Consider the following 19,957-nt stretch of genomic DNA (forward strand, 5'->3'; position numbering starts at 1 on the left):
CGGATGCTCAACATCAGAAAGGACGAGGAAGGACTCGTTGCTTTGCTGATGTCCTACTCGTTTTTTATGGGTGGTGCCACCGCATTGTTCTATACCGTTGTCGCGTCGTCATTCCTGGTCAGTTTCGATAGGCTTATTGTGCCACAGGTGTATGTCGTGGGTGGAATTTTCATCTATTTGGTTGGCATTGGCGTCACGCGGCTGCAAAAGAAACTGCCATTCGACAAGCTGGCAGAAAATATGCTCATTTTCCTGATCGTCTCCATTGCTGCTTTTTTGCTCACTTATCATTTTACAGGCAGTCGGTGGGTTTTCTTTGTCCTCTTTATATGGAACCGCGTTTTCGTCCTGGTCAATGGGGTAACATTCTGGGCGGTGGTGGTGAAGTTGTTCAACTTCCAGCAATCCAAGAGATTATCCTCCCTGATCAACACGGGCGATGTGTTTTCTTCGGTGATCATGTACCTGGCCGTTCCTGCTTTACTTAAAATATTCCCGATCGATTTCCTGCTGATCATTGCCGTGGCCTTTTTGATTGTCTGCGCGTTTCTACTCAGGCAAATCCACAAAAAATATGTTACTGCGGAACATTCGGTGAATGAAGCGGGCCGTACCTCTTCGGAACAGGCACCAGAGAATGCTGTGAACCGAACTTACTACCGGAATATCTTTTTATTGGCGCTTTTACCGGTTTTTGCATTGTTTTATGTGGAATATATTTTTTTCACAGAGTCAAGAAATATATTCCCCAACAAGGAATCGCTGGCAAGTTTTCTGGGTGTATTTTTTGGTATCTGCGCCATTCTTGAATTTTTCATCAAAACATTCCTGTACAATAAGCTGATCAGCAAGTACGGGCTGCGAATAGGACTTTTGGCGCTTCCAATCAGCCTGGTTTTCAGCTTTGCGGTCTCGGTTATTTATGGTTTAGGATATGATACTGCGGCTATCTTCTTTGCTTGTGTCGCGCTGTCAAGGTTTTTCATGAGCGCGATCCGCAAGGCCATTAGTGAACCAGCGTATCAGGTTCTTTATCAGCCAATCCAGGCCAGGTTTCGCTTGAATATACAGGGAAGAATTGAGGGGCGCGCCAAGGCCATGGGCGGGTTGACAGCCGGGTTACTCCTTTTTGTACTCGTAAATCTGGCCCATCTGGAAGCGCTTCCGCTATCAATCCTATTTCTGATCGTAGCAGTCGGCTGGGCACTTGTAGCCTTTATGGGCCAGAACTCGTATAAAAAGATGGTAAGGGAAAAAGTTTTCCGGTTCCCGGCCAAACCTTCGAAAACGGACCTTTATGCACCTCATTACCAACCCGGTGAAAAGACATTTGACGAACTGGTAAACCAGATCTTTTCTCAAAATGAAGCGGAACGGATCGAAGCGACAATTGGACTGGGTGCCTCCAATCGTTTTTCTTCCTATAAATACCTCATCCCACTATTACAGGATTCGAGTATTGAAGTTCGGAGCGCTGCAATCTACACAGCAGGAGAGCTGAGAAGGCCTGAGCTCTGGCCATATCTGATGGAGCAATTGGACGCAGACCGTTATTATTCAATCACTTTTGAGGCTTTGTCAAAATCCGGAATTCCTTTATTGAAATACATTGAGAAATCATTTATTAGCAATAGTGAAAACCGGTACCGTCAGCTTCATTTGCTCAAAATTGTTCAAAATATTGGAGGTGAAGAGGCCGTGCGGTTCCTGAGACGCAACCTCGAACATCCGAACCGTTTTGTAAAGGATAAAGTGGTGGCGGCATTAAAAAATTTAAGCTATTGCTGTAACAGTACCGAACGGATTTATTTGCTGAATGAGCTGGACGAACATTTGAGAACATTTGCATGGCTACTGGCTGTGCAGTACGACGTTACAGATGATTATGGGCCAGAAACGCAATTGATCCTGAACCTGGAACGGGAAAAGGAAAGGATCATTCTCAAAGCCTTTGCGGTTCTCGAGGTGGTGTATGGCTCAAGGTTCAGAGTGGTTCGATTGCTTAAAGGTGATCAGGCGACTGATGCAAGGGATTATCTTACCGAAATAGCAGATCTTTTGCTGCCGGAAAACGTAAAAAACAAAATACTGCCCTATCTCGACAGCGATTCGCTCGATGAAATGCGCAATCGTTATAGCGAAATCTTCGCGCAGACCGAGCTTTCTGTTGAAGAAAGGCTGACAGACATTATTAACAAGGACTATACCCGAATTTCCAGATGGACTAAGGCCGTGGCGATCAGAGAATTGAGGCACTTTCCGTCTGAAAATGTGACAGCTGTGCTGGTGTCCAATGCTGTTTCGCGCTCCAAGGTTATTTCGCAAACGGCCTTTTACATTTTGAGGATCGTAAATCCTGCAAGATTCCGCGCATTGTTTGAAGTTATGTCACGAAATGGGGACCAATTCCATCTTCAGATCATGAAACCGCTCGAATGGCTTGCTACTGAGGAAGACCTGTTGATTTGTAAGCTGCGGAGGTTACGGGAAACCACAGCATTGAGTCAACTGCTCAACGGCGAACTCCAAAAGATCCAGCTCAATTCGGCCTATTTTCAGGATGAGGAGGGTGAGGTTATTGACCTGCGCAAGCACACGAATGCGCCCGACCTGTCTATCCTGATTACTTATGGAAAATTGTTTTTCTCAAAAGCGGGAGTAATCGGTGCGGGGGAACTCAGGACGATTGAAGAATTAAAGGAAACGGGAGCGGCGATGATTCCTAATGTGTTGGAAAACACGGAGTTCTATATCATTGAAAATTATCTTTTAAGAGATCTTAATATTACCCAAAATGGGACTGAAAGTGCGGAGGTTCGGTAGTTTTTTACTTTTGCTTAGCATGCTGGCAGGGTTAAGTCCCGGTTGGGCGCAGCGCTTGCGGCGTAGCGATGTCATCGCCGCTGAACCAGAAGTGGGGCGGCCTATGGCGAGCATGTTCCAATCATCGGAATATCATGCGCATGACCAGAATTTTGCGATTACGCAGGACAAATCTGGTGTAATGTATTTTGCCAATTTTGCAGGGGTACTTGAATATGATGGTGTTTCCTGGAATACCATTCAAACCGAGAATGTCACGCGTGTTTCGGCTTTGGTGACGGATTCAAAGAATAGGGTGCTGGTGGGAGCCAATGGTGAATTTGGCTACCTCAAATACGATTCACTTGGCGTACACAGGTTTGTTAGCCTTTCGTCGGGGCTGAAAGAAAAACCTACCCAGGTAATTCGGATTGTTCCGGTTGCGGGAGGTGCCTGGTTTGTTACCGATCGGACTAATTTCTTCTGGAATGGTAGGAGTGTTAAAATCAGCCGTCACGATCTTCGGATCCAATCAGCCTTTCCATATAAAAACCGCATCATTGTTTACGCGAGAAACAAAGGCATGCTCGCAATGGACAACGGCCAGGTGTCGAAAATTGAACAAAATGCGGATGTACCAGTCCTGCTCGACCTGGCAGCTGTGGTCCCGCTCAACGGTAACTCAGCATTGCTGCTGACGACCAGTCAAGGCGCTTTTCGTTTACGCAACAATCGTATTGAGGCGGTTTCCGGCAATGCCAATCCGACACTGATCCGCGATAAGGTTACTGCTGCTGTCCGGATGGAGGACGGGCGTGTGGCAATAAGTACGGCATTCGGTGGGATACTGATTATGACCGATTCAGGTGATATTTATTATCCAGTTGATCCCGATAGCAGCATTGGTGACAGTCAGGTTAGCGCAATGTTCAATGACCGCGACCATAATCTATGGCTTGCATTGAACGACGGTATCGCCAGGTTCGATCTATCGTCGCCGATCTCCGTTTTCGATGCAGCTGGCGGCCTGAAAGGGGCTGTAACTTCCATCATGCGTTTTCAGGGCAGGCTCATGGTCGGGACACTGTATGGCTTATATTACATTGAAAACAACCGGGTGATTCGGGTCCGAAACTTTCCCGGCAGTTGTCTTGGCTTTGATGAGGCGGGCGGCAGGCTCTATATATCTTCCAATAAGGGTTTGTTTGAGTGGACGAATAACGGTGCATTGACAAATGTTACTAATGATTTTTCTCTGAGCGTTACAGCTTCGCAATCTGGGACGGAATTGTATGTTGGCCTCGAGGACGGACTGGCAGTGTTTAGAAAAAGTGGAAACAGCTGGATTCCCGGCAGGTTTAAAAATGTCAATGAACAAATTGTAGGTGCTACCGAATTTCCTGCCGGGACATTATGGCTGGAAACACTATCCGATGGAATCCTGAAACTAGATCCGTCGACCGGAGCTGTTAAGCGATTTTCGGAGGCTCAGGGAATACTTAGCCCGCTATATAATAAGCTGGCATTTTATGATAAAAAGCTGATCGCTTCCAATAAGGATGGCCTTTTTGAATACCAACCACAGACAGACAGATTTTTAAGGGCGGATTGGCTGCACGGCGAAAAAGCTTGGTTTGATAGGATAAGGGAAGATAATAAAGGAAATATATGGACGACGCGGGGAGATAAAAAATCAGCAACATTCTTCCGAAAAAGGGCCACAACCGGTTTTGATGTTATTGAAACGCCTTTGCTACCTATTGCCGAAATACCATTCGGAGTAATTTATCCGGACGAAAATGGGAGTACCTGGCTGGGTGGTGATCAGGGGCTTTACCGGCTTGATATGCAGATACCTCAGCAATATGTGTATAAATATCCGGTGCTCCTCCGAAGCATAGCGACGCAAAAAGGCATGATTCCATTTAATCCGGATAGTGTCATTACGGATGCGGTTACGCTTCCTTACAAGCAAAACAATGTGATTTTTGAATTTGCATTGCCCAGTTTCCACAGCAATCAGGTGACCGAATACCAGTATCTGCTTGAAAATTACGATAGCGGCTGGTCCGATTGGGGCCCATTGTCGAGGAAAGAATATAACGGGCTTCCATCGGGTAAATATGTTTTCAAAGTGCGGGCGCGCGATGTTTACAAAAATGTGTTACAGGAAGCCGTTTTCCCGCTTACGATCCTGACCCCCTGGTACAGGCACTGGTTCATGATCGCGCTGTATGTCCTGACTTTTGCCGTCATCATTTACTTTTTGGTACGCTGGCGCCTGCGTAGGATCATTCGCGAAAAACGGCAGCTAGAAACTATGATCCTGGAACGTACCGAAGAGGTTGTCAACCAAAAAGAAGAGCTGGAACATCAGTCGGAAGAACTGTCGGCTACAAATGACCAGCTGGAAAGGATTGATGAGTTTGTAAAGGCTATCAATGGGGAAGTTAACACTCAAAAGTTGTTTCAGCTCGTTCTCGACCGCCTTTGTGAATTTCAGAACGTAGATGGTGCGTCTGCCCTTATATACAATAAATCGACTGATAATTACCAGTTTATCGCGTTAGCGGGTGCTGTTAAAAATGCAAATGTGGAGGATGTGAGGCTGACCGCAAAGCAGGCCCGGCAACGATATGCGGACAGGGGTGAGGAGGTTTATGAAGATATTTTCTTAAAAAATAATTTCCGTGCGCAAAATGTGAATGATTCGATTGATGAAGTATTTACGCCAAGATCGCTGATCACCATTCTGATCCGGGTGGAGGGAGACGTAAAAAGCTACATTACCCTGGAAAATATGGATAGGGAAAATGCTTTCAGGGACCGGGATTTCACGATGGTTAAAAATTTGAAAGAACATTTGATTGGAGCTTACATTAAAACCAACATTCTGGAAGATCTTGAAAACACACTTTCTAATCTAAAATCTACCCAGGAGGAACTCATCAGACAGGAGAGGCTAGCCTCGGTCGGCAGCCTTACCAAAGGAATTGTAGACCGGATCCTGAACCCATTGAACTACATTAACAATTTCTCCCAATCGTCCGGAAAGTTGTTGAAAGAGATAACTGAAGTGACGGACAAGCATCAGGATGGGCTTTCGGAGGATGAAAAGGACGATCTGGACAGTGGCTTTGATATGCTTCATAAGAATCTTGAAAAAATATATGAACATGGAAACAGCACGACGCGGATTGTCAAGGACATGCAAAAGCTGTTAAAGGGCAAATCAACGGAGTTTTTTGTAACTGATCTGAATCCATTCCTGGAATCCAAATCGAAGTCGGCAATCCAGGAAGTTCTGAATGAATACAAAGATGCAAAAGTGAAACTAAGCTTTGCATTGGATACGAATCCTGTGAAAGTGAGTTTACTGCCGTATGAATTCACGCAGGTACTTACAAATGTAATCAGCAACGCATGTTACGCCTTGGCCGAGAAGGCAAAATTGGACAAAGCATTTGAACCTGAGGTCATTGTATCCACGAAACCGCTCGACGGAAACATTTGCATCCGTATAAAGGATAACGGAAAAGGCATTGCACTGAAAGAAACAGAGCAGTTATTTAACCCATTTTTTACAACTAAACCCACCTCAAAGGGTACGGGGCTCGGGTTGTATATGAGCAAGGATATCATTGAATTTCATAAAGGAAGAATGTTGGTCAATTCCAAGGAAGGGGAATTTACCGAGGTTGATATTATACTTCCGGTCGTCAAATAGCCGCCAAACCTTTACCATTTAAATGACCATGCACATGGGACCGGAAACAACCGACAAAGACATTGAAGTGTATCAGCAAAAAATCATTGAGCTGAACAAACTGGCCGAAATTGGTCAGTTGAGTGCTGGTATCCTGCATGAAATTAAAAACCCCGTCAGTTTTGTGAACAATTTTTCAAGGCTTTCGCAGGGCCTCGTGGAAGAAATTAGGGAGATCGCCGGGAAGCAATTGGTTGATCTGAAGGAAGATGATCTGGCGGATGAAAAAGATCTGCTGAACACGCTATCTCAGAACTTACTGAAAATCAATGAAAATGGTAAGCGCATCGAACGGATCATACAGGGCATGCTGGCGCAAACACGGTCGGACGGCGCAGTCATGGAACCTACCGATCTGAACCAGCTTCTGGAAGAATATAGCAAGCTGGCTTATCAAAGTGTGAGGGGGGAAGACAAAGAGTTTAATGTTACGCTCCAGTATAACCTTGATCCAAATGTGGGCAAGGTACAAATCGCCCAGGGAGAATTTGGACGGGTGATCGTGAACCTGGTCAACAACGCCTGCTATGCGGTGAATGAGAAGCGAAAGCAGGGTTTGGATAAATACGATCCCGTGATTGGCATTTCTACAAGCAGATTAAATGATGAAATTGACATCAGGGTCTGGGATAACGGCATCGGCATTCCTGAAGAAGTTGTTTCCAAACTTTTCCAGCCATTTTTTACCACTAAGCCGCAGGGTAAAGGCACTGGGTTGGGGTTATCACTTACCTATTCCAGCATTGTCGACACGCATAAAGGTAAAATCGGCGTAACGTCGGAGCTGGGTGTAAGAACTGAGTTTAGGATACAGATTCCTGCTTAGGAAAAAAAAGAAATCATAAAATCAATCAAATTATTTGAGATAATGGCTATCAGGATATTAAGTGTGGATGATGAACAGGATATGGAGATGCTGATTCTCCAATTGTTCAGAAAACAGATCAGGGATAAAAAGTACGAGTTTGTGTTTGCGAACAATGGGATAGAGGCGTTGCAAAAATTGGAGGAAACGGAAGATATTACTCTGATCCTTTCGGATATCAACATGCCCGGCATGGATGGGTTGACTTTTCTTTCCAAAATCAATGAAAAGCAAAATCCATTGCTGAAATCAATCATGGTATCGGCTTATGGGGATATGGACAACATTCGTACCGCCATGAACCGGGGTGCTTTTGACTTTATCACCAAGCCGGTAAATTTTGAAGATCTTGAGATTACCATATCGAAGACGGTAGATCACATCGAAATGTTGTCGAGCCTGGAAAGAGGCCGGGAGCAGCTGATTGCCATCCAGAATGATCTGAGTGTGGCGAAGGAAATCCAGAGTTCTATGCTGCCAAAAACAGTACCGGCGAATATTGGAAAAGCCGGGGTTGATCTCCATGCATTCATTCATCCTGCGAAAGTGGTAGGTGGTGATTTGTATGATTATTTTATGATGGATTCCGAGCATTTGTTTTTCATGATCGGCGACGTCTCGGATAAGGGGATTCCAGCTGCGCTGTTCATGGCAATTGGTAAGGCGATCTTCAAAAGTCAATTTTCGAATCGAAATAGCGATAATATTTGCGAGAAAGTAAAAATTGTGAATCAATTCCTGAGTGAAGACAATTCATCATTTATGTTCATAACTGCCTTTGTATGCATTATGAATGTGAAGACGGGAGTCATTGAGTATGTAGACGCAGGTCACGAACCGCCTATTATTATCCGCGCCGACGGGCAGACTGAGCTGATAAAAAAGCAAGGCGGAATGGCACTTTGTTTCGATAGCGCCTTCGAATTCGAATCACATTCCGTTACGTTGAACCCAGGCGACAAATTTGTATTATATACAGATGGCGTGACTGATGCAAACAACCTGGCCGGTGCAAGATATGGCCTGCATTACTTACAGGATTTCTTCACCACAGGCGACGGCTCAACCAAGGAAACCGCAAAGGAAATGAATGAAGCGACGCTGGCTAGCCTGATCGAATTCATCGGCGCCGCCAATCAGTTTGATGATATAACGATGCTGTCGCTGCGGTATTTGGGGAGTTAAAACCAGCCTAATACAAATCAGCCACAGGCTGATAACGAATCATGGCGAGCCGGTAAATTTCTTTATAATACCGCTGCAGCTCGGTCCAGCAGAGCGAATCCATCAAATGTTTGGACAGGCTTGACCTGGGTATATATTGCTGATTGTCAAACGCTTCTACGAAGCTGCGCAATATCTCAGTGAGCTGATGAATGGTTTCTTCATCGGACCGATAGCGACGATTCAGAACTTTGACTTCGTCGCTATCTTCCGGGTCCAAGGCACTTCTGATGTATTGGCCGAATCCGGATAAATCGCTTGTAATGACTGGTGTGCCATGCATTACGGTTTCCATAGGTGCGTATCCCCAGGGTTCATATGAGGACGGAAAGACCCCAAGGTGGCAGCCTCTTACAAATTCCAGGTAGTCCATGGAAAATAATGATGTGGCGCGGTCGATGAAATCGGGATGGTAAATGACTTTCACGCGGTCATTTTCATTGTTATTCAAACCAGCCTGCATTAAGAAATTGGTTATCTCATCCTCCTGACGCAGTTGATGCGTCGTCACCGGCGGAAGCCCTTCCCTTTTGAAAAGCGCGATTGCCTGACGCCAGGTAAGTTTCAGTTCGTCGTCGACCAACTCATTCAGATCAGGTAGGCGAAGGCTTTTTTCGCCGGTAACATTGGTGTATATACGCGGGCCCAGTTTGGCACTGATCCTTTTGCAAATTTTTTGAAGATCCTGGTATCGCTGTTTCGCTTCCAATACCTCTGGACGAATATGAGTGAACGGTTGTTTTGAAATAATAAAAAAAACAACGGTCACGTCTGATTTTACCCTCGTCAGCTCATAATTAAGCCTGGCAATTGCTTCAAGGGTAATATCAAAACCTTTGTTGCGATATTCATAACGCCCGGACGTGAAAAAGTAGAGCGTCTTATCTATTTTGACATGATAACTCGGGGAGATCAGCGCCTTTACGAAGGCGTCAATTTTGGAACGCTTTTCCAGGTGTTTTTCAAAAACTTCGTGGCCAAAGCCCGGCTTTCTGCTAATTCCACTACGAATAATGCTGTCAGGCGATCTGTCTAAAAACACTTCACATTCCCTCGCAATCAGCGAGCTGCTTGTTACAAATACATGTGCTGACTTTGCTGCAATTCTCTCGATCATCACCTTTCCTTCAATACCATATTCCTTTGCCTTTTCAGCCCAGTTATAGGTCGGTAGGTTTAGATAAAACTGCCTTTCATTGGGAGCCAGATATCTTCCTAACATAGTACCGTGGGTGGTAAAGACCGTCGCAAGCCTAACCTTGTCAGCAACCAATTCAATCAGGCTTGTTGCGGACATCCATTCGTGGTAATGTGCCAGCACGTCCTGGTTAATGTCGATTCGACTTACCAGTTCGGTTAGAAAGATCCTTATTATTTCTCCAAATGCAATTACCTGATCAACCATCGGGTCCGCATCAATGGAAGAGATTTGATGCCGGTTCCACAACCTGGTTTTCACTTCATCGCTTTGATGCTTATGTAAAGTCGGCTTGATCAGCAGCACTTTGGGCCTTGCTTCTTCCAATAGCCAGTAGCCATAATGTACTTCATGGCCCAGGTTCCGGACATGTTGTATAGCATCGGCCAGCGGCGAATCCTCGGGATCACGAATAGCCCTGAAATCAAGTTTTGCTTTTTCCGGAATATATGGTCCGATTAACATATAATCTTCACCATAATTATCCAGCATGGTTGGTATTCTCGACTTTACGTACGTGAATATCCCACCAATCTGGTTACAGACTTCCCAGGCAATCTCGAAAAGAAGCGTGTCCGGTCTCAACTGGCAAGAGGATAAATTAAATAACGTTAAGCAGCATTTTTCAATTAAAAATAGGTTGGACTGAAAGTCAATAGGAGATATAGAATGCAAAACAGAAAAATTGGGATGTAAAACAGCCAAAGTTAGCACTGAGGCGTTCTCTTGCCTGGAATTGTAATGTTATGGACAATAGATTATATTCGGATTTATAACCCTTTTCATAAAAAATGGACAAAACATCTCCTTCACTTCGTCTGGACGCGATCGACATTTTCAGGGCGGTGACCATGTTCATGATGATTTTTGTAAATGATCTCTGGACGCTGGAAGGCGTTCCCTGGTGGCTGGAACACAGCAAAGGCAAGGACGATGCAATGGGTGTCTCGGACGTGGTTTTTCCTGGATTTCTATTTATTGTAGGTCTATCTATCCCATTTGCGATTGCTCACCGGCAAACAAAAGGGGATGGGAATGGGATCATTCTCTTTCACATTGCGGAACGCACATTTGCGCTGCTGTTGATGGGTATCTTTTTGGTCAATCTCGAAAGTGCGCTGAATCCCGGAATGGTTATCAGCAAACACGTCTGGTCACTTCTCATGGTTTTTGCCTTTTTTCTGATTTGGAATGTCTACCCCAAAAGCAGTGATTTGAAATACACCAGTCTGAAAATTGTGGGTTATATTATTCTGGCCGGGCTCGCTGTCATTTATAAAGGTGGAGATCCTGAAAACCCCTCCGGAATGGGGACGCACTGGTATGGTATCCTGGGGCTCATTGGCTGGTCGTATCTGATCTGTGCTATCATTTATCTTTTTGCCGGCGACAATCTTGTCGGAATCATTGCGGGCTGGTTGTTCCTGATTTTATTTAACCTGGCAGATTTTGCGAACATGCTATCCTTTCTTGATCCCATCAGAAAATACGTCTGGATTGTTGGAAGCGGTTCTATGCCCGCGTTTACAATGGGCGGCGTCACCGCATCGGTTATCTACAGATTATATAGCAGGAAGAATGCTGTAGGCTATGGTTACCTCTTGATTTTAGCTGTTTTGGGCCTTATCTGCTTTTTCTATGGTTTAGGGACACGTCCTTTTTGGGGTATTTCCAAAATCAGAGCTACGCCGGCCTGGGTTGGCATTTGCAGTGGAATCAGCTTTTTTGCCTTTGCATTCCTCTTTTGGCTGGTCGATTTACAAAAAATCAAAAGCTGGGCGAATGTGTTAAAGCCTGCTGGAACTTCTACCCTTACCTGTTACCTTGTCCCATATGTGTGGTATGCGGTCATTACATTGCTGGGCATTAGCTTGCCAATGTATTTTCGGACTGGCGTAATAGGATTAGTGAAGTCCATGTGTTTTTCATTTCTCGTAATCATTGTTACCGGTTTTATAAATAGGATCGGGATTAAACTGAAGATTTGAATAGTTGGGTGGTAAATTGGCGACTCTTCGTCTTTATATGGTAGTATGTGACGCAGGATAAAGACGGAAAAGTCGTTTAAGTGCTGTAAAGTCATATTTTTGCGAGTTCCAGGTTGATTTTTTTACCATAACACAACAAGAAATGCTACCGAACGTGCCTTTTGATCAATTACCTTCCTATAAAAAGCTGAAATCCCATTATAAAACGCTATCTCAAAAGCATATCAAAGCGCTTTTTGAAGAAGACCCGGAACGCTCCAAAAAATTCTCCATTCGTTTTGGTGACATATTAGTTGATTATTCCAAAAACCGGATCACTTCCCGTACCCGCTCTTACCTGATTCAACTGGCCGAAGAAGCTGGGTTGTCCGGTGCAATCGAACAAATGTTTAAGGGGGAAAAGATTAATGCCACAGAAGCACGCGCTGTGTTGCACACTGCCCTTCGTAACCGTTCCAATGAGCCGGTATTGGTGGATGGAAAGGATGTGATGCCTGATGTAAATGAGGTATTGGCTAAAATGAAGGAGTTTTCGGGAAAAGTAAGGTCAGGATCCTGGAAAGGATATTCTGGAAAGGAAATTACGGATATCGTTAATATCGGGATCGGCGGCAGTGATTTGGGCCCTGTAATGGTTACCGAAGCCTTAAAAGCCTACGGTAAGGATGGATTAAGTGTCCATTTTGTTTCTAATGTTGATGGTACGCACATTGCGGAGACTGTCAAATTGCTGAATCCGGAAACGACATTGTTCATGATCGCTTCCAAAACATTTACAACCCAGGAAACCATGGCTAATGCACACAGTGCGCGAAGCTGGTTTCTAGAAAAGGCAGTAGATCAGAAGTTTGTGAAAAAGCACTTCGTGGCAATTTCGACGAATCAGCCAGAGGTGGAAAAATTCGGGATCGATCCGGATAATATGTTTGGTTTCTGGGATTGGGTAGGAGGCAGGTACTCGCTATGGTCGGCAATCGGATTGTCAATCGCTTGTTCCATTGGGTTTCAAAATTTCGAGCAGCTGCTCTCGGGAGCGCACGAGATGGATAAGCATTTCAGGACTACCAAGCTGGACCGCAACATTCCTGTGATACTAGGATTGCTGGGCGTTTGGTACAATGATTTTTTTGATGCACAAACGCAGGCTATCCTGCCATACGATCAATATATGCACCGTTTTGCAGCTTATTTTCAGCAGGGAGATATGGAAAGCAACGGAAAAAGCATGGGACGTAATGGTAAGCCTGTGAATTATCAGACAGGCCCAGTCATTTGGGGCGAACCGGGCACCAACGGACAGCATGCTTTTTATCAGCTCATTCACCAGGGAACAAAACTGATTCCCTGTGATTTCATTGCGCCTGCTATTAGCCACAACCCCATTGGAGATCATCATAAAATGCTTTTATCCAACTTCTTCGCGCAAACGGAAGCCTTAATGAATGGTAAAAGTGACGAGGATGTACGTGCGGAATTAAAGACATCCGGGAAAAAGCCGGAAGAGATTGACGCCATTGCGCCTTTTAAAATATTTTCAGGAAACAGGCCTACCAACTCTATTCTGGTAAAAAAAATAACTCCCAAAGTTCTGGGGAGCCTGATCGCCATGTACGAACACAAGATTTTCGTGCAGGGCGTGATCTGGAACATTTACAGTTTCGATCAGTGGGGTGTGGAGCTTGGTAAGCAATTAGCGAACAAAATCTATCCGGAATTGCAGAATGACTGGCCTGTAAATAATCACGACAGCTCTACGAATGGCCTGATCAATCAGTATAAGCGTTGGCGATAACGGTTAAGTACGAAAGTTGTAAACAAAAAGCCAAGTATCACACCAGCAGCGTCTGCCACCGCATCCCACCAATCAAAAGTGCGGTCAAATGGCAGAAGCTGCTGGTAAAATTCCAACCCTAAACCATACGCCATGCCCAGCGTCACGAGCAGCGCGGTCTTTTGAGGATAAATCAGCAGCCAAAGTATTATCCAAATTGTGAAGAGTCCGGTATGGACAAATTTATCAAATCCTACGATGGGCGCGGCGGGAATGTCTTTTCCTGGCCAGGTGCAGGCAGCAAGAATAAGTAAGGTCCAAAACCAGCCAAGCCACGGACGTTTTGAAAGGAGAATAATCAATGATCGGATCAAAGCTATTTTTTAATTTTTTACTAAGTTAAAGGCGTCCCAATGTTATTGAGGCGCCCTGCTTAATTGATAATGAAGTTTATTTCATCAACCGTTGTCGGCAAATTCAGGATATAATGTCATTCCTCCATCGATATATAGTGTTTCACCGTTTACATAATCGGATTCGTCTGAGGCAAGCCAGCCCACCGCTTTTGCGACGTCCTGCGGTGTACCGATACGCTTGTATGGAATCAGGTTCATCAACCCCTTATATTTTTCGGGATCAGACCACACTTCTTTATTAATCGGCGTTTTGATCGCGCCAGGGCTCACTGAGTTGACGCGGATTTTATGTGGTGCGAGTTCCTGTGAAATGGATTTCATGAACATCATGATACCGCCTTTCGAAGCTGCATAGTTGACGTGTCCTGCCCAGGGAATCACGTCATGTACGGAACTCATCATCACGATTTTACCAATTGACAACTCACTATGAGACGTCTCAGTGGCATTCTTCTCCTGTTCAATAAACTGCCTTGCGGCAGCACGGCAGCAAAGAAACATTCCTGTCAGATTTACATCAATAACTTTCTGCCATTGTTGCAAAGACATCTCGAGAAATGGTGAATCTTTTTGCAGGCCTGCGTTGCTTACGAGCACATCGAGTCTGCCGAATTTGGAAATTGTTTCCCGGAAAAGTGCCAGTACATCATCTTCCCGACTTACATCGGCCTGAACAAGAATTGCGCTTCCGCCCTTGTTCAGAATTTCATTCAATGTATTCTGACCCTCTTCCGCATTGGAACTGTAATTAACTACTACATGCGCACCTTGATTTGCGAAGTAGATCGCACAGGCTTTACCAATGCCGGAACTTGAACCGGTTACAATAACAACCTGATCTTTGAATTTCAACTCAGGACCGGTCATATCATCTCGTTTTCAAACGACTTCAATTTTTTCCAAACCCGTCTGTTAACATTCTTAACGGCCCAGTTTTTTGCAATAAGGATTGCTTTGGACACTGCTTCGCGTGGGGATAGATTGTTTTGGGATCTCAAAAGCTCCTGCGCAATGGTGACCGCTTTTTCGCGGGTGGTAGGAGATAAATACATTAACTCTGGTAACGCGATCCTTGTGTCCATATTTAGATTGAATTTGAGCGACAGGTTTGGTGACTGATGACTTGTGTAGTTTGCTTTGTTAAAATTTGATGCCAGAACGGGACTTAGCTGGAATTATTTTATTAAATATTTTTCAATGAGGTTATATGGAATGAAGCATAAAAAAATCCCCATCTTTTCAGACAGGGATTTTTAAAACGAAGACCTTATTTGACTTCTTCAAAATTTACATCCGTCACTTCATCAGTAGCATTACCAGCATCTGCTGCACCGGCACCTGGATTACCAGTCGCCCCGCCCGGCTGGGCGCCCCCAGGCTGAGGCTCACCTCCCTGTGCGTACATTTCCTGAGATGCAGCCTGCCATGCACTATTCAGTTTTTCCATTGCTGAATCGATTCCTGACAAATCCTGACTCTGATGAGCCGCTTTTAGCTCAGCTAATGCGCTCTCAATGGCAGATTTATTACTTTCTGAAAGTTTGTCACCAAACTCTTTCAACTGTTTATCAGTCGAGAATATCAAGCTATCCGCGCCATTTATCTTTTCAACTTTTTCGCGTTCGGCTTTATCAGCCGCTTCGTTCGCTTTTGCTTCTTCACGCATTCTGGTGATTTCAGCATCGGTTAAACCGCTGGAAGCTTCAATGCGGATCTTTTGCTCTTTATTGGTCCCTTTGTCTTTTGCAGACACATGCAGGATACCATTTGCATCCACATCAAAAGTTACTTCGATTTGTGGTGTACCGCGTTGTGCAGGTGGAATATCGGACAAATGGAACTTACCAAGTGTCCGGTTTTGAGTTGCCATTGGACGTTCACCTTGCAAAACGTGGATCTCAACCGAGGGCTGATTATCCGCGGCAGTCGAGAATGTCTCTGTTTTTTTAGAAGGAATCGTTGTATTAGACTCAATTAATTTGGTAAACACACCACCCAACGTTTCAATACCCAAGGACAAAGGAATTACGTCTAAAAGAAGAACGTCTTTCACTTCACCTGTTAAAACACCACCTTGAATTGCAGCGCCGATTGCCACAGCTTCATCCGGGTTAACGCCTTTGGAAGGTTTTCTGCCAAAGAATTTTTCCACTTCTTCCTGTACACGAGGAATACGCGTAGATCCACCAACTAAAATAACTTCGTTAATATCGTTATTTGTATAACCCGCGTTTTTCATTGCTTTTTTGCAAGGCTCCATCATTCTTTGGAACAATGTATCCGCAAGCTGCTCAAATTTCGCACGCGTCAATGTGCGTACAAGGTGTTTTGGAATGCCATCAACCGGGAAAATGTAAGGTAGGTTGATCTCAGTTTGTGCTGAGCTTGAAAGTTCCACTTTTGCCTTTTCAGCAGCCTCTTTTAGACGTTGCAATGCCATTGGATCTCTTCTCAGGTCAACAGCTTCGTCTTTCTGGAATTCGTCTGCAAGCCAGTTGATGATCACCTGATCAAAGTCGTCACCACCTAAATGGGTATCACCATCAGTAGATTTTACTTCGAAAACGCCGTCACCCAATTCAAGTATTGAAACATCGAAGGTACCACCACCTAAGTCAAAAACAGCAATTTTCATGTCAAGATGCTGTTTATCAAGACCGTAAGCCAAAGCTGCGGCAGTAGGCTCGTTGATAATACGTTTTACATCAAGACCAGCAATCTGGCCAGCTTCTTTTGTCGCCTGACGTTCTGCATCATTGAAGTACGCTGGAACGGTGATCACCGCCTCAGTTACTTCCTGACCAAGATAATCTTCGGCAGTTTGTCTCATTTTCTGCAAAATAAATGCAGATACTTCCTGTGGAGTATATAACCTGTCACCGATTGGTATACGAGGTGTATTGTTTGGGCCTTTATCTACGGTGTAAGCGACTGTTTTTTGTTCGCTGGCAACGTCATCATATTTTTTGCCCATAAATCTTTTTATGGAGCTGATAGTATGCTTGGGATTAGTGATCGCCTGACGTTTGGCCGGTGCTCCGATTTTGCGTTCACCATTATCCATGAATGCAACCACGGAAGGAGTAGTTCGTGCGCCTTCGCTGTTAGCGATTACAACTGGCTCATTACCCTCCATGACAGCCACGCAGGAGTTCGTTGTTCCTAAGTCTATGCCAATAATTTTTCCCATTGTTCTATATTAAAAGTTATGTATAATTTGATTCTGTATCTATTAGTCGTCGGACATGTCCGAACACTTCAAGATTCGTTAAAAACCTCGTACCAGTATATTTAATAGAAAATTTGAGTGACAAAGTGTCAGGAGTATTCAAGCTTACTTATTACAAATACTTAACTGATCATTTGCCCCATGTAGGGGTCACTTTCGCTGAGGTATCCTGTTTCGACATGGCCGGCATAGCGGCTTAGAAAATCCGGCTCGTCCTGAATGATAACTGAGAAATCATACCAGTTCGAATTTTTTTCAAGCTGCAAAGGAACGATGGCTTTGCCGCCCATGGAATTATCAAGATTAATAACTTGATCAGCAGCTCCATATGCGTTATCTCTGATCAAAACGGTCTGCTTTTTATTACTATCAGGACTCGCAAGCTCGACCACTAAAATGCCTAGTGAGTTTTTATTCTTATCTGTAGAATAGCTGCTGCCAACTTTAACACCGGATCCAATTTTCGACCCTTTGTATTCTCTCATGAATCCATTTGGGCCATAGACAATCAAATGGTATTTCTGATCTTCAAAATCGGTTAGATTCCACGTCGCAGGCAAAGAGTCGCCCGCTTTAACAGCGTAATTCCAAACCTTCATCATCTCATTTTTATATCTGCCAGGCGCATAAACCATGAAGGGTGCGCCAGCAGCTTTGTCCTTGAACATGCCATTTCTGGCTTGGAGCTTGATTTGAAATGCATTTTTGTCAGAGTTCAGCGAGCCGTCCGCTTGTAATTCATAGGAGATTGGGCAAGCCTTCCGGGTTCCTTTCTCTTGTTTTGGCATTACCGGAGAAAGTAAGGGATTCTTATTGACTTGCTGAATTTCAGTATCTGTCAAAGTCTTATAACCATTCGGGAGCTTTTTGAATTTAGCATTGTAAATGCCTTCCATAAATTCGTCCCTGGCAAGGAATGTTGGCAGCGGCAATTTTTCACCATTATAGGGAGTAAAGGTAGAGGTCAGATCGCCACAAATTGTTCGTCTCCATTCACTAATGTTCGTTTCCTTGATTTCCTTGCCCGTTTTATGGCTTACAAATTTTTCCAGAAACTGTAGGATAGAGGTATGGTCAAATACCTCCGAGCAGACATTTCCACCACGGTTCCAGGGAGAGGCAACAATGAGCGGAACACGATACCCTAGTCCAATTGCGCTTTCCCGGCTCTCTTTTTTTGATTTTTTAGTCATATCCTGTTCCAATGTGACCCATTCCGTTTTGCAATCGATGCCAGCTGAAACCGCACCTGAATCTTCTTTATACGGATTGGGCACGGAAAATGGCGGCACGTGATCGAAATAGCCATCATTTTCATCATAACACAAAATGAAAATCGTCTTTTTCCAAACCTCCGGATCAGAAGTCAATATATCCATGGCCTCGGAAACATACCAGGCGCCATACCAGGGAGAACCGGGGTGGTCCGAAAAGTTGGAGGGTGCGACCAGCCAGGAAACAGTCGGCAGGCTCCCGGTCTTAACATCCGAGCGAAATTGATGAAGGATATCGCCCATCGGCGCTTTGGCTTCATGCTCGATGTCGCCATCCATGTATTTGACTGTCGTGATCTTGCGATAGTCAGGATCTTTTTTATTGGTTGTGAATGCTTTCTGATGGATATTTTTGCTTCTCTGAGAAAGCTTTTCAAAATTCTCCGGACTCCATCTCACGATCTCTTCTGTGGCCGTTTTAAGCAAAGCCTCTTTGTTGGAGAGCGACTTTAGAAGAACATCCTTCTCTATACCAGCAGAAATTGCCGCGAGCTGTGCTTTGGTATCTTGAATTTCGCCTGGCAATTCTTTGAGTCTTGCTTTCAGATAGGTTTGGTAACCGGTATGAAAACGGATCTGATATTGGCTAAACCATTCGATTGGGTTATCGGTGAAATTAGCCAGCCAGGAATCTTCGTCATCGGTAAAACCGGTCAAAATGCTAAGTTCATTCTGATATATTTTCCACGAAACACCATTGTCTTCCAATCTTTCAGGGAAAGTTGTCCAGGTGGCCTCATGCGTATCTGATACATTTTCATTCCGCACATTGGCATAATGTGTGGGATCCGGATTTTCCCTGATTGTACCAGTCCACAAATACAGCCTGTTTGGAGTGGTACCCGTAAGTGCTGAGCAAAAATTCTGATCGCAGACAGTGAAAGCATCAGCCATCGCATAATAAAAAGGAATGTCTTCGCGGTTATAGTATCCCTGGGTTAAAGGCATTTTTGCATAATCCTTGTGGCCAGCCTGTTTGGCGATCAGCCACTTATCAAATTTTCCATCATTTCGGGCATCCACTTGATTCGGCCATGAGTGCGGCAATGATCCCATCCAGGTCGCATTGGATTCACGCATATTAAGCCGAAAAGGAACGTGCGTTTCTCCCGCAGCATTGGTTTGTAGCCAAACCAAATTTTTATTCGGCTGGGTCATCGCCCTCGGATCATTAAAACCTCTTACCCCGCGAAGTGAACCGAAGGAATGATCGAAAGAGCGGTTTTCCTGCATTAGAATTACCACGTGTTCGGCATCCAGATAGGTACTGCCTTTTTTAGGATCAATAGCGAATGCTTTTTGAATGGAAGCCGGCAGCGCGCTGAACAATCCGGCTGCGCCCGTGAGCATGCTTGCTTTCTTTATAAATTCCCTTCTGGAGTCCATAGGATATAAAAAAAATCCCGCCGGAGAGGCGGGATTGC

12 protein-coding genes are annotated in these 19,957 nt (G+C 44.6%); 6 read left to right on the plus strand and 6 right to left on the minus strand.

The features are described from left to right. Positions 1-3: 3 nt before the first annotated feature. Genes FHS68_RS15220 through FHS68_RS15235 form a run of 4 tightly spaced genes read left to right on the plus strand, consistent with a single transcriptional unit; the run spans position 4 to position 8,618 of the window. Entirely contained in the window at positions 4-2,823 is a 2,820-nt protein-coding gene (locus FHS68_RS15220; RefSeq protein ID WP_167271596.1) for a HEAT repeat domain-containing protein, read from the plus strand. Then, positions 2,795-6,529: a sensor histidine kinase gene (locus FHS68_RS15225; RefSeq protein WP_167271598.1), complete on the plus strand. Its 3,735-nt coding sequence runs from the start codon at positions 2,795-2,797 to the stop codon at positions 6,527-6,529. Before FHS68_RS15220 ends, FHS68_RS15225 begins: the two co-directional genes overlap by 29 nt. Before the next feature lie 34 nt (positions 6,530-6,563). Continuing rightward, positions 6,564-7,394 carry a sensor histidine kinase gene (locus FHS68_RS15230; RefSeq protein ID WP_167271600.1) on the plus strand — a complete coding sequence of 277 codons (831 nt, stop codon included), beginning with the start codon at positions 6,564-6,566 and terminating at the stop codon, positions 7,392-7,394. A gap of 42 nt (positions 7,395-7,436) precedes the next feature. Next, a complete protein-coding gene (locus FHS68_RS15235; protein ID WP_167271602.1) occupies positions 7,437-8,618 on the plus strand; it encodes a PP2C family protein-serine/threonine phosphatase in 1,182 nt (393 codons plus the stop codon). 7 nt (positions 8,619-8,625) lie between these two features. On the opposite strand, the gene FHS68_RS15240 is transcribed toward FHS68_RS15235, so the two are convergent. Next, positions 8,626-10,440 carry a glycosyltransferase gene (locus FHS68_RS15240; RefSeq protein WP_167271604.1) on the minus strand — a complete coding sequence of 605 codons (1,815 nt, stop codon included), beginning with the start codon at positions 10,438-10,440 and terminating at the stop codon, positions 8,626-8,628. A 206-nt stretch (positions 10,441-10,646) separates the two neighbouring features. On the opposite strand from FHS68_RS15240, the gene FHS68_RS15245 reads away from it, so the two are divergent. Then, the gene (locus tag FHS68_RS15245; protein ID WP_167271605.1) at positions 10,647-11,843 is read left to right on the plus strand and encodes a DUF5009 domain-containing protein; all 1,197 of its coding nucleotides are present in this window, start codon (positions 10,647-10,649) and stop codon (positions 11,841-11,843) included. A 142-nt stretch (positions 11,844-11,985) separates the two neighbouring features. Beyond that, complete coding sequence (gene pgi, locus FHS68_RS15250; RefSeq protein WP_167271607.1) at positions 11,986-13,635, plus strand: glucose-6-phosphate isomerase; 1,650 nt, start codon at positions 11,986-11,988, stop codon at positions 13,633-13,635. Here pgi and FHS68_RS15255 read toward each other — a convergent pair. The 5 genes from FHS68_RS15255 to FHS68_RS15275 form a co-directional block, all read right to left on the minus strand. Next, complete coding sequence (locus FHS68_RS15255; protein WP_167271609.1) at positions 13,614-13,988, minus strand: VanZ family protein; 375 nt, start codon at positions 13,986-13,988, stop codon at positions 13,614-13,616. The genes pgi and FHS68_RS15255 overlap by 22 nt on opposite strands. Positions 13,989-14,072: 84 nt before the next feature. Further along, positions 14,073-14,897, minus strand: coding sequence for an SDR family oxidoreductase (locus FHS68_RS15260; protein WP_167271611.1), 825 nt, complete (start codon positions 14,895-14,897; stop codon positions 14,073-14,075). Then, complete coding sequence (locus FHS68_RS15265; RefSeq protein ID WP_167271613.1) at positions 14,894-15,112, minus strand: hypothetical protein; 219 nt, start codon at positions 15,110-15,112, stop codon at positions 14,894-14,896. The genes FHS68_RS15260 and FHS68_RS15265 overlap by 4 nt, the downstream gene beginning before the upstream one ends. 185 nt (positions 15,113-15,297) lie before the next feature. Further along, a complete protein-coding gene (gene dnaK, locus FHS68_RS15270) occupies positions 15,298-17,220 on the minus strand; it encodes a molecular chaperone DnaK (RefSeq protein ID WP_167271615.1) in 1,923 nt (640 codons plus the stop codon). A gap of 161 nt (positions 17,221-17,381) precedes the next feature. Next, on the minus strand, positions 17,382-19,919 hold the full coding sequence (locus FHS68_RS15275) for a phosphocholine-specific phospholipase C (protein ID WP_167271617.1): 2,538 nt from the start codon (positions 19,917-19,919) through the stop codon (positions 17,382-17,384). Positions 19,920-19,957: the final 38 nt, after the last annotated feature.

This window comes from Dyadobacter arcticus (assembly GCF_011762185.1).
GTDB classification, from domain to species: Bacteria; Bacteroidota; Bacteroidia; order Cytophagales; family Spirosomataceae; genus Dyadobacter; species Dyadobacter arcticus.

Excerpts from the sequence above, each read along its gene's own strand:
- FHS68_RS15260 (WP_167271611.1), bottom strand. The coding sequence starts at position 14,897 with ATGACCGGTCCTGAGTTGAAATTCAAAGATCAGGTTGTTATTGTAACC.
- FHS68_RS15245 (WP_167271605.1), top strand. The coding sequence starts at position 10,647 with ATGGACAAAACATCTCCTTCACTTCGTCTGGACGCGATCGACATTTTC.
- FHS68_RS15225 (WP_167271598.1), top strand. The coding sequence starts at position 2,795 with ATGGGACTGAAAGTGCGGAGGTTCGGTAGTTTTTTACTTTTGCTTAGC.
- FHS68_RS15265 (WP_167271613.1), bottom strand. The coding sequence starts at position 15,112 with ATGGACACAAGGATCGCGTTACCAGAGTTAATGTATTTATCTCCTACC.
- dnaK (WP_167271615.1), bottom strand. The coding sequence starts at position 17,220 with ATGGGAAAAATTATTGGCATAGACTTAGGAACAACGAACTCCTGCGTG.
- FHS68_RS15275 (WP_167271617.1), bottom strand. The coding sequence starts at position 19,919 with ATGGACTCCAGAAGGGAATTTATAAAGAAAGCAAGCATGCTCACGGGC.
- FHS68_RS15235 (WP_167271602.1), top strand. The coding sequence starts at position 7,437 with ATGGCTATCAGGATATTAAGTGTGGATGATGAACAGGATATGGAGATG.
- FHS68_RS15230 (WP_167271600.1), top strand. The coding sequence starts at position 6,564 with ATGGGACCGGAAACAACCGACAAAGACATTGAAGTGTATCAGCAAAAA.
- pgi (WP_167271607.1), top strand. The coding sequence starts at position 11,986 with ATGCTACCGAACGTGCCTTTTGATCAATTACCTTCCTATAAAAAGCTG.
- FHS68_RS15220 (WP_167271596.1), top strand. The coding sequence starts at position 4 with ATGCTCAACATCAGAAAGGACGAGGAAGGACTCGTTGCTTTGCTGATG.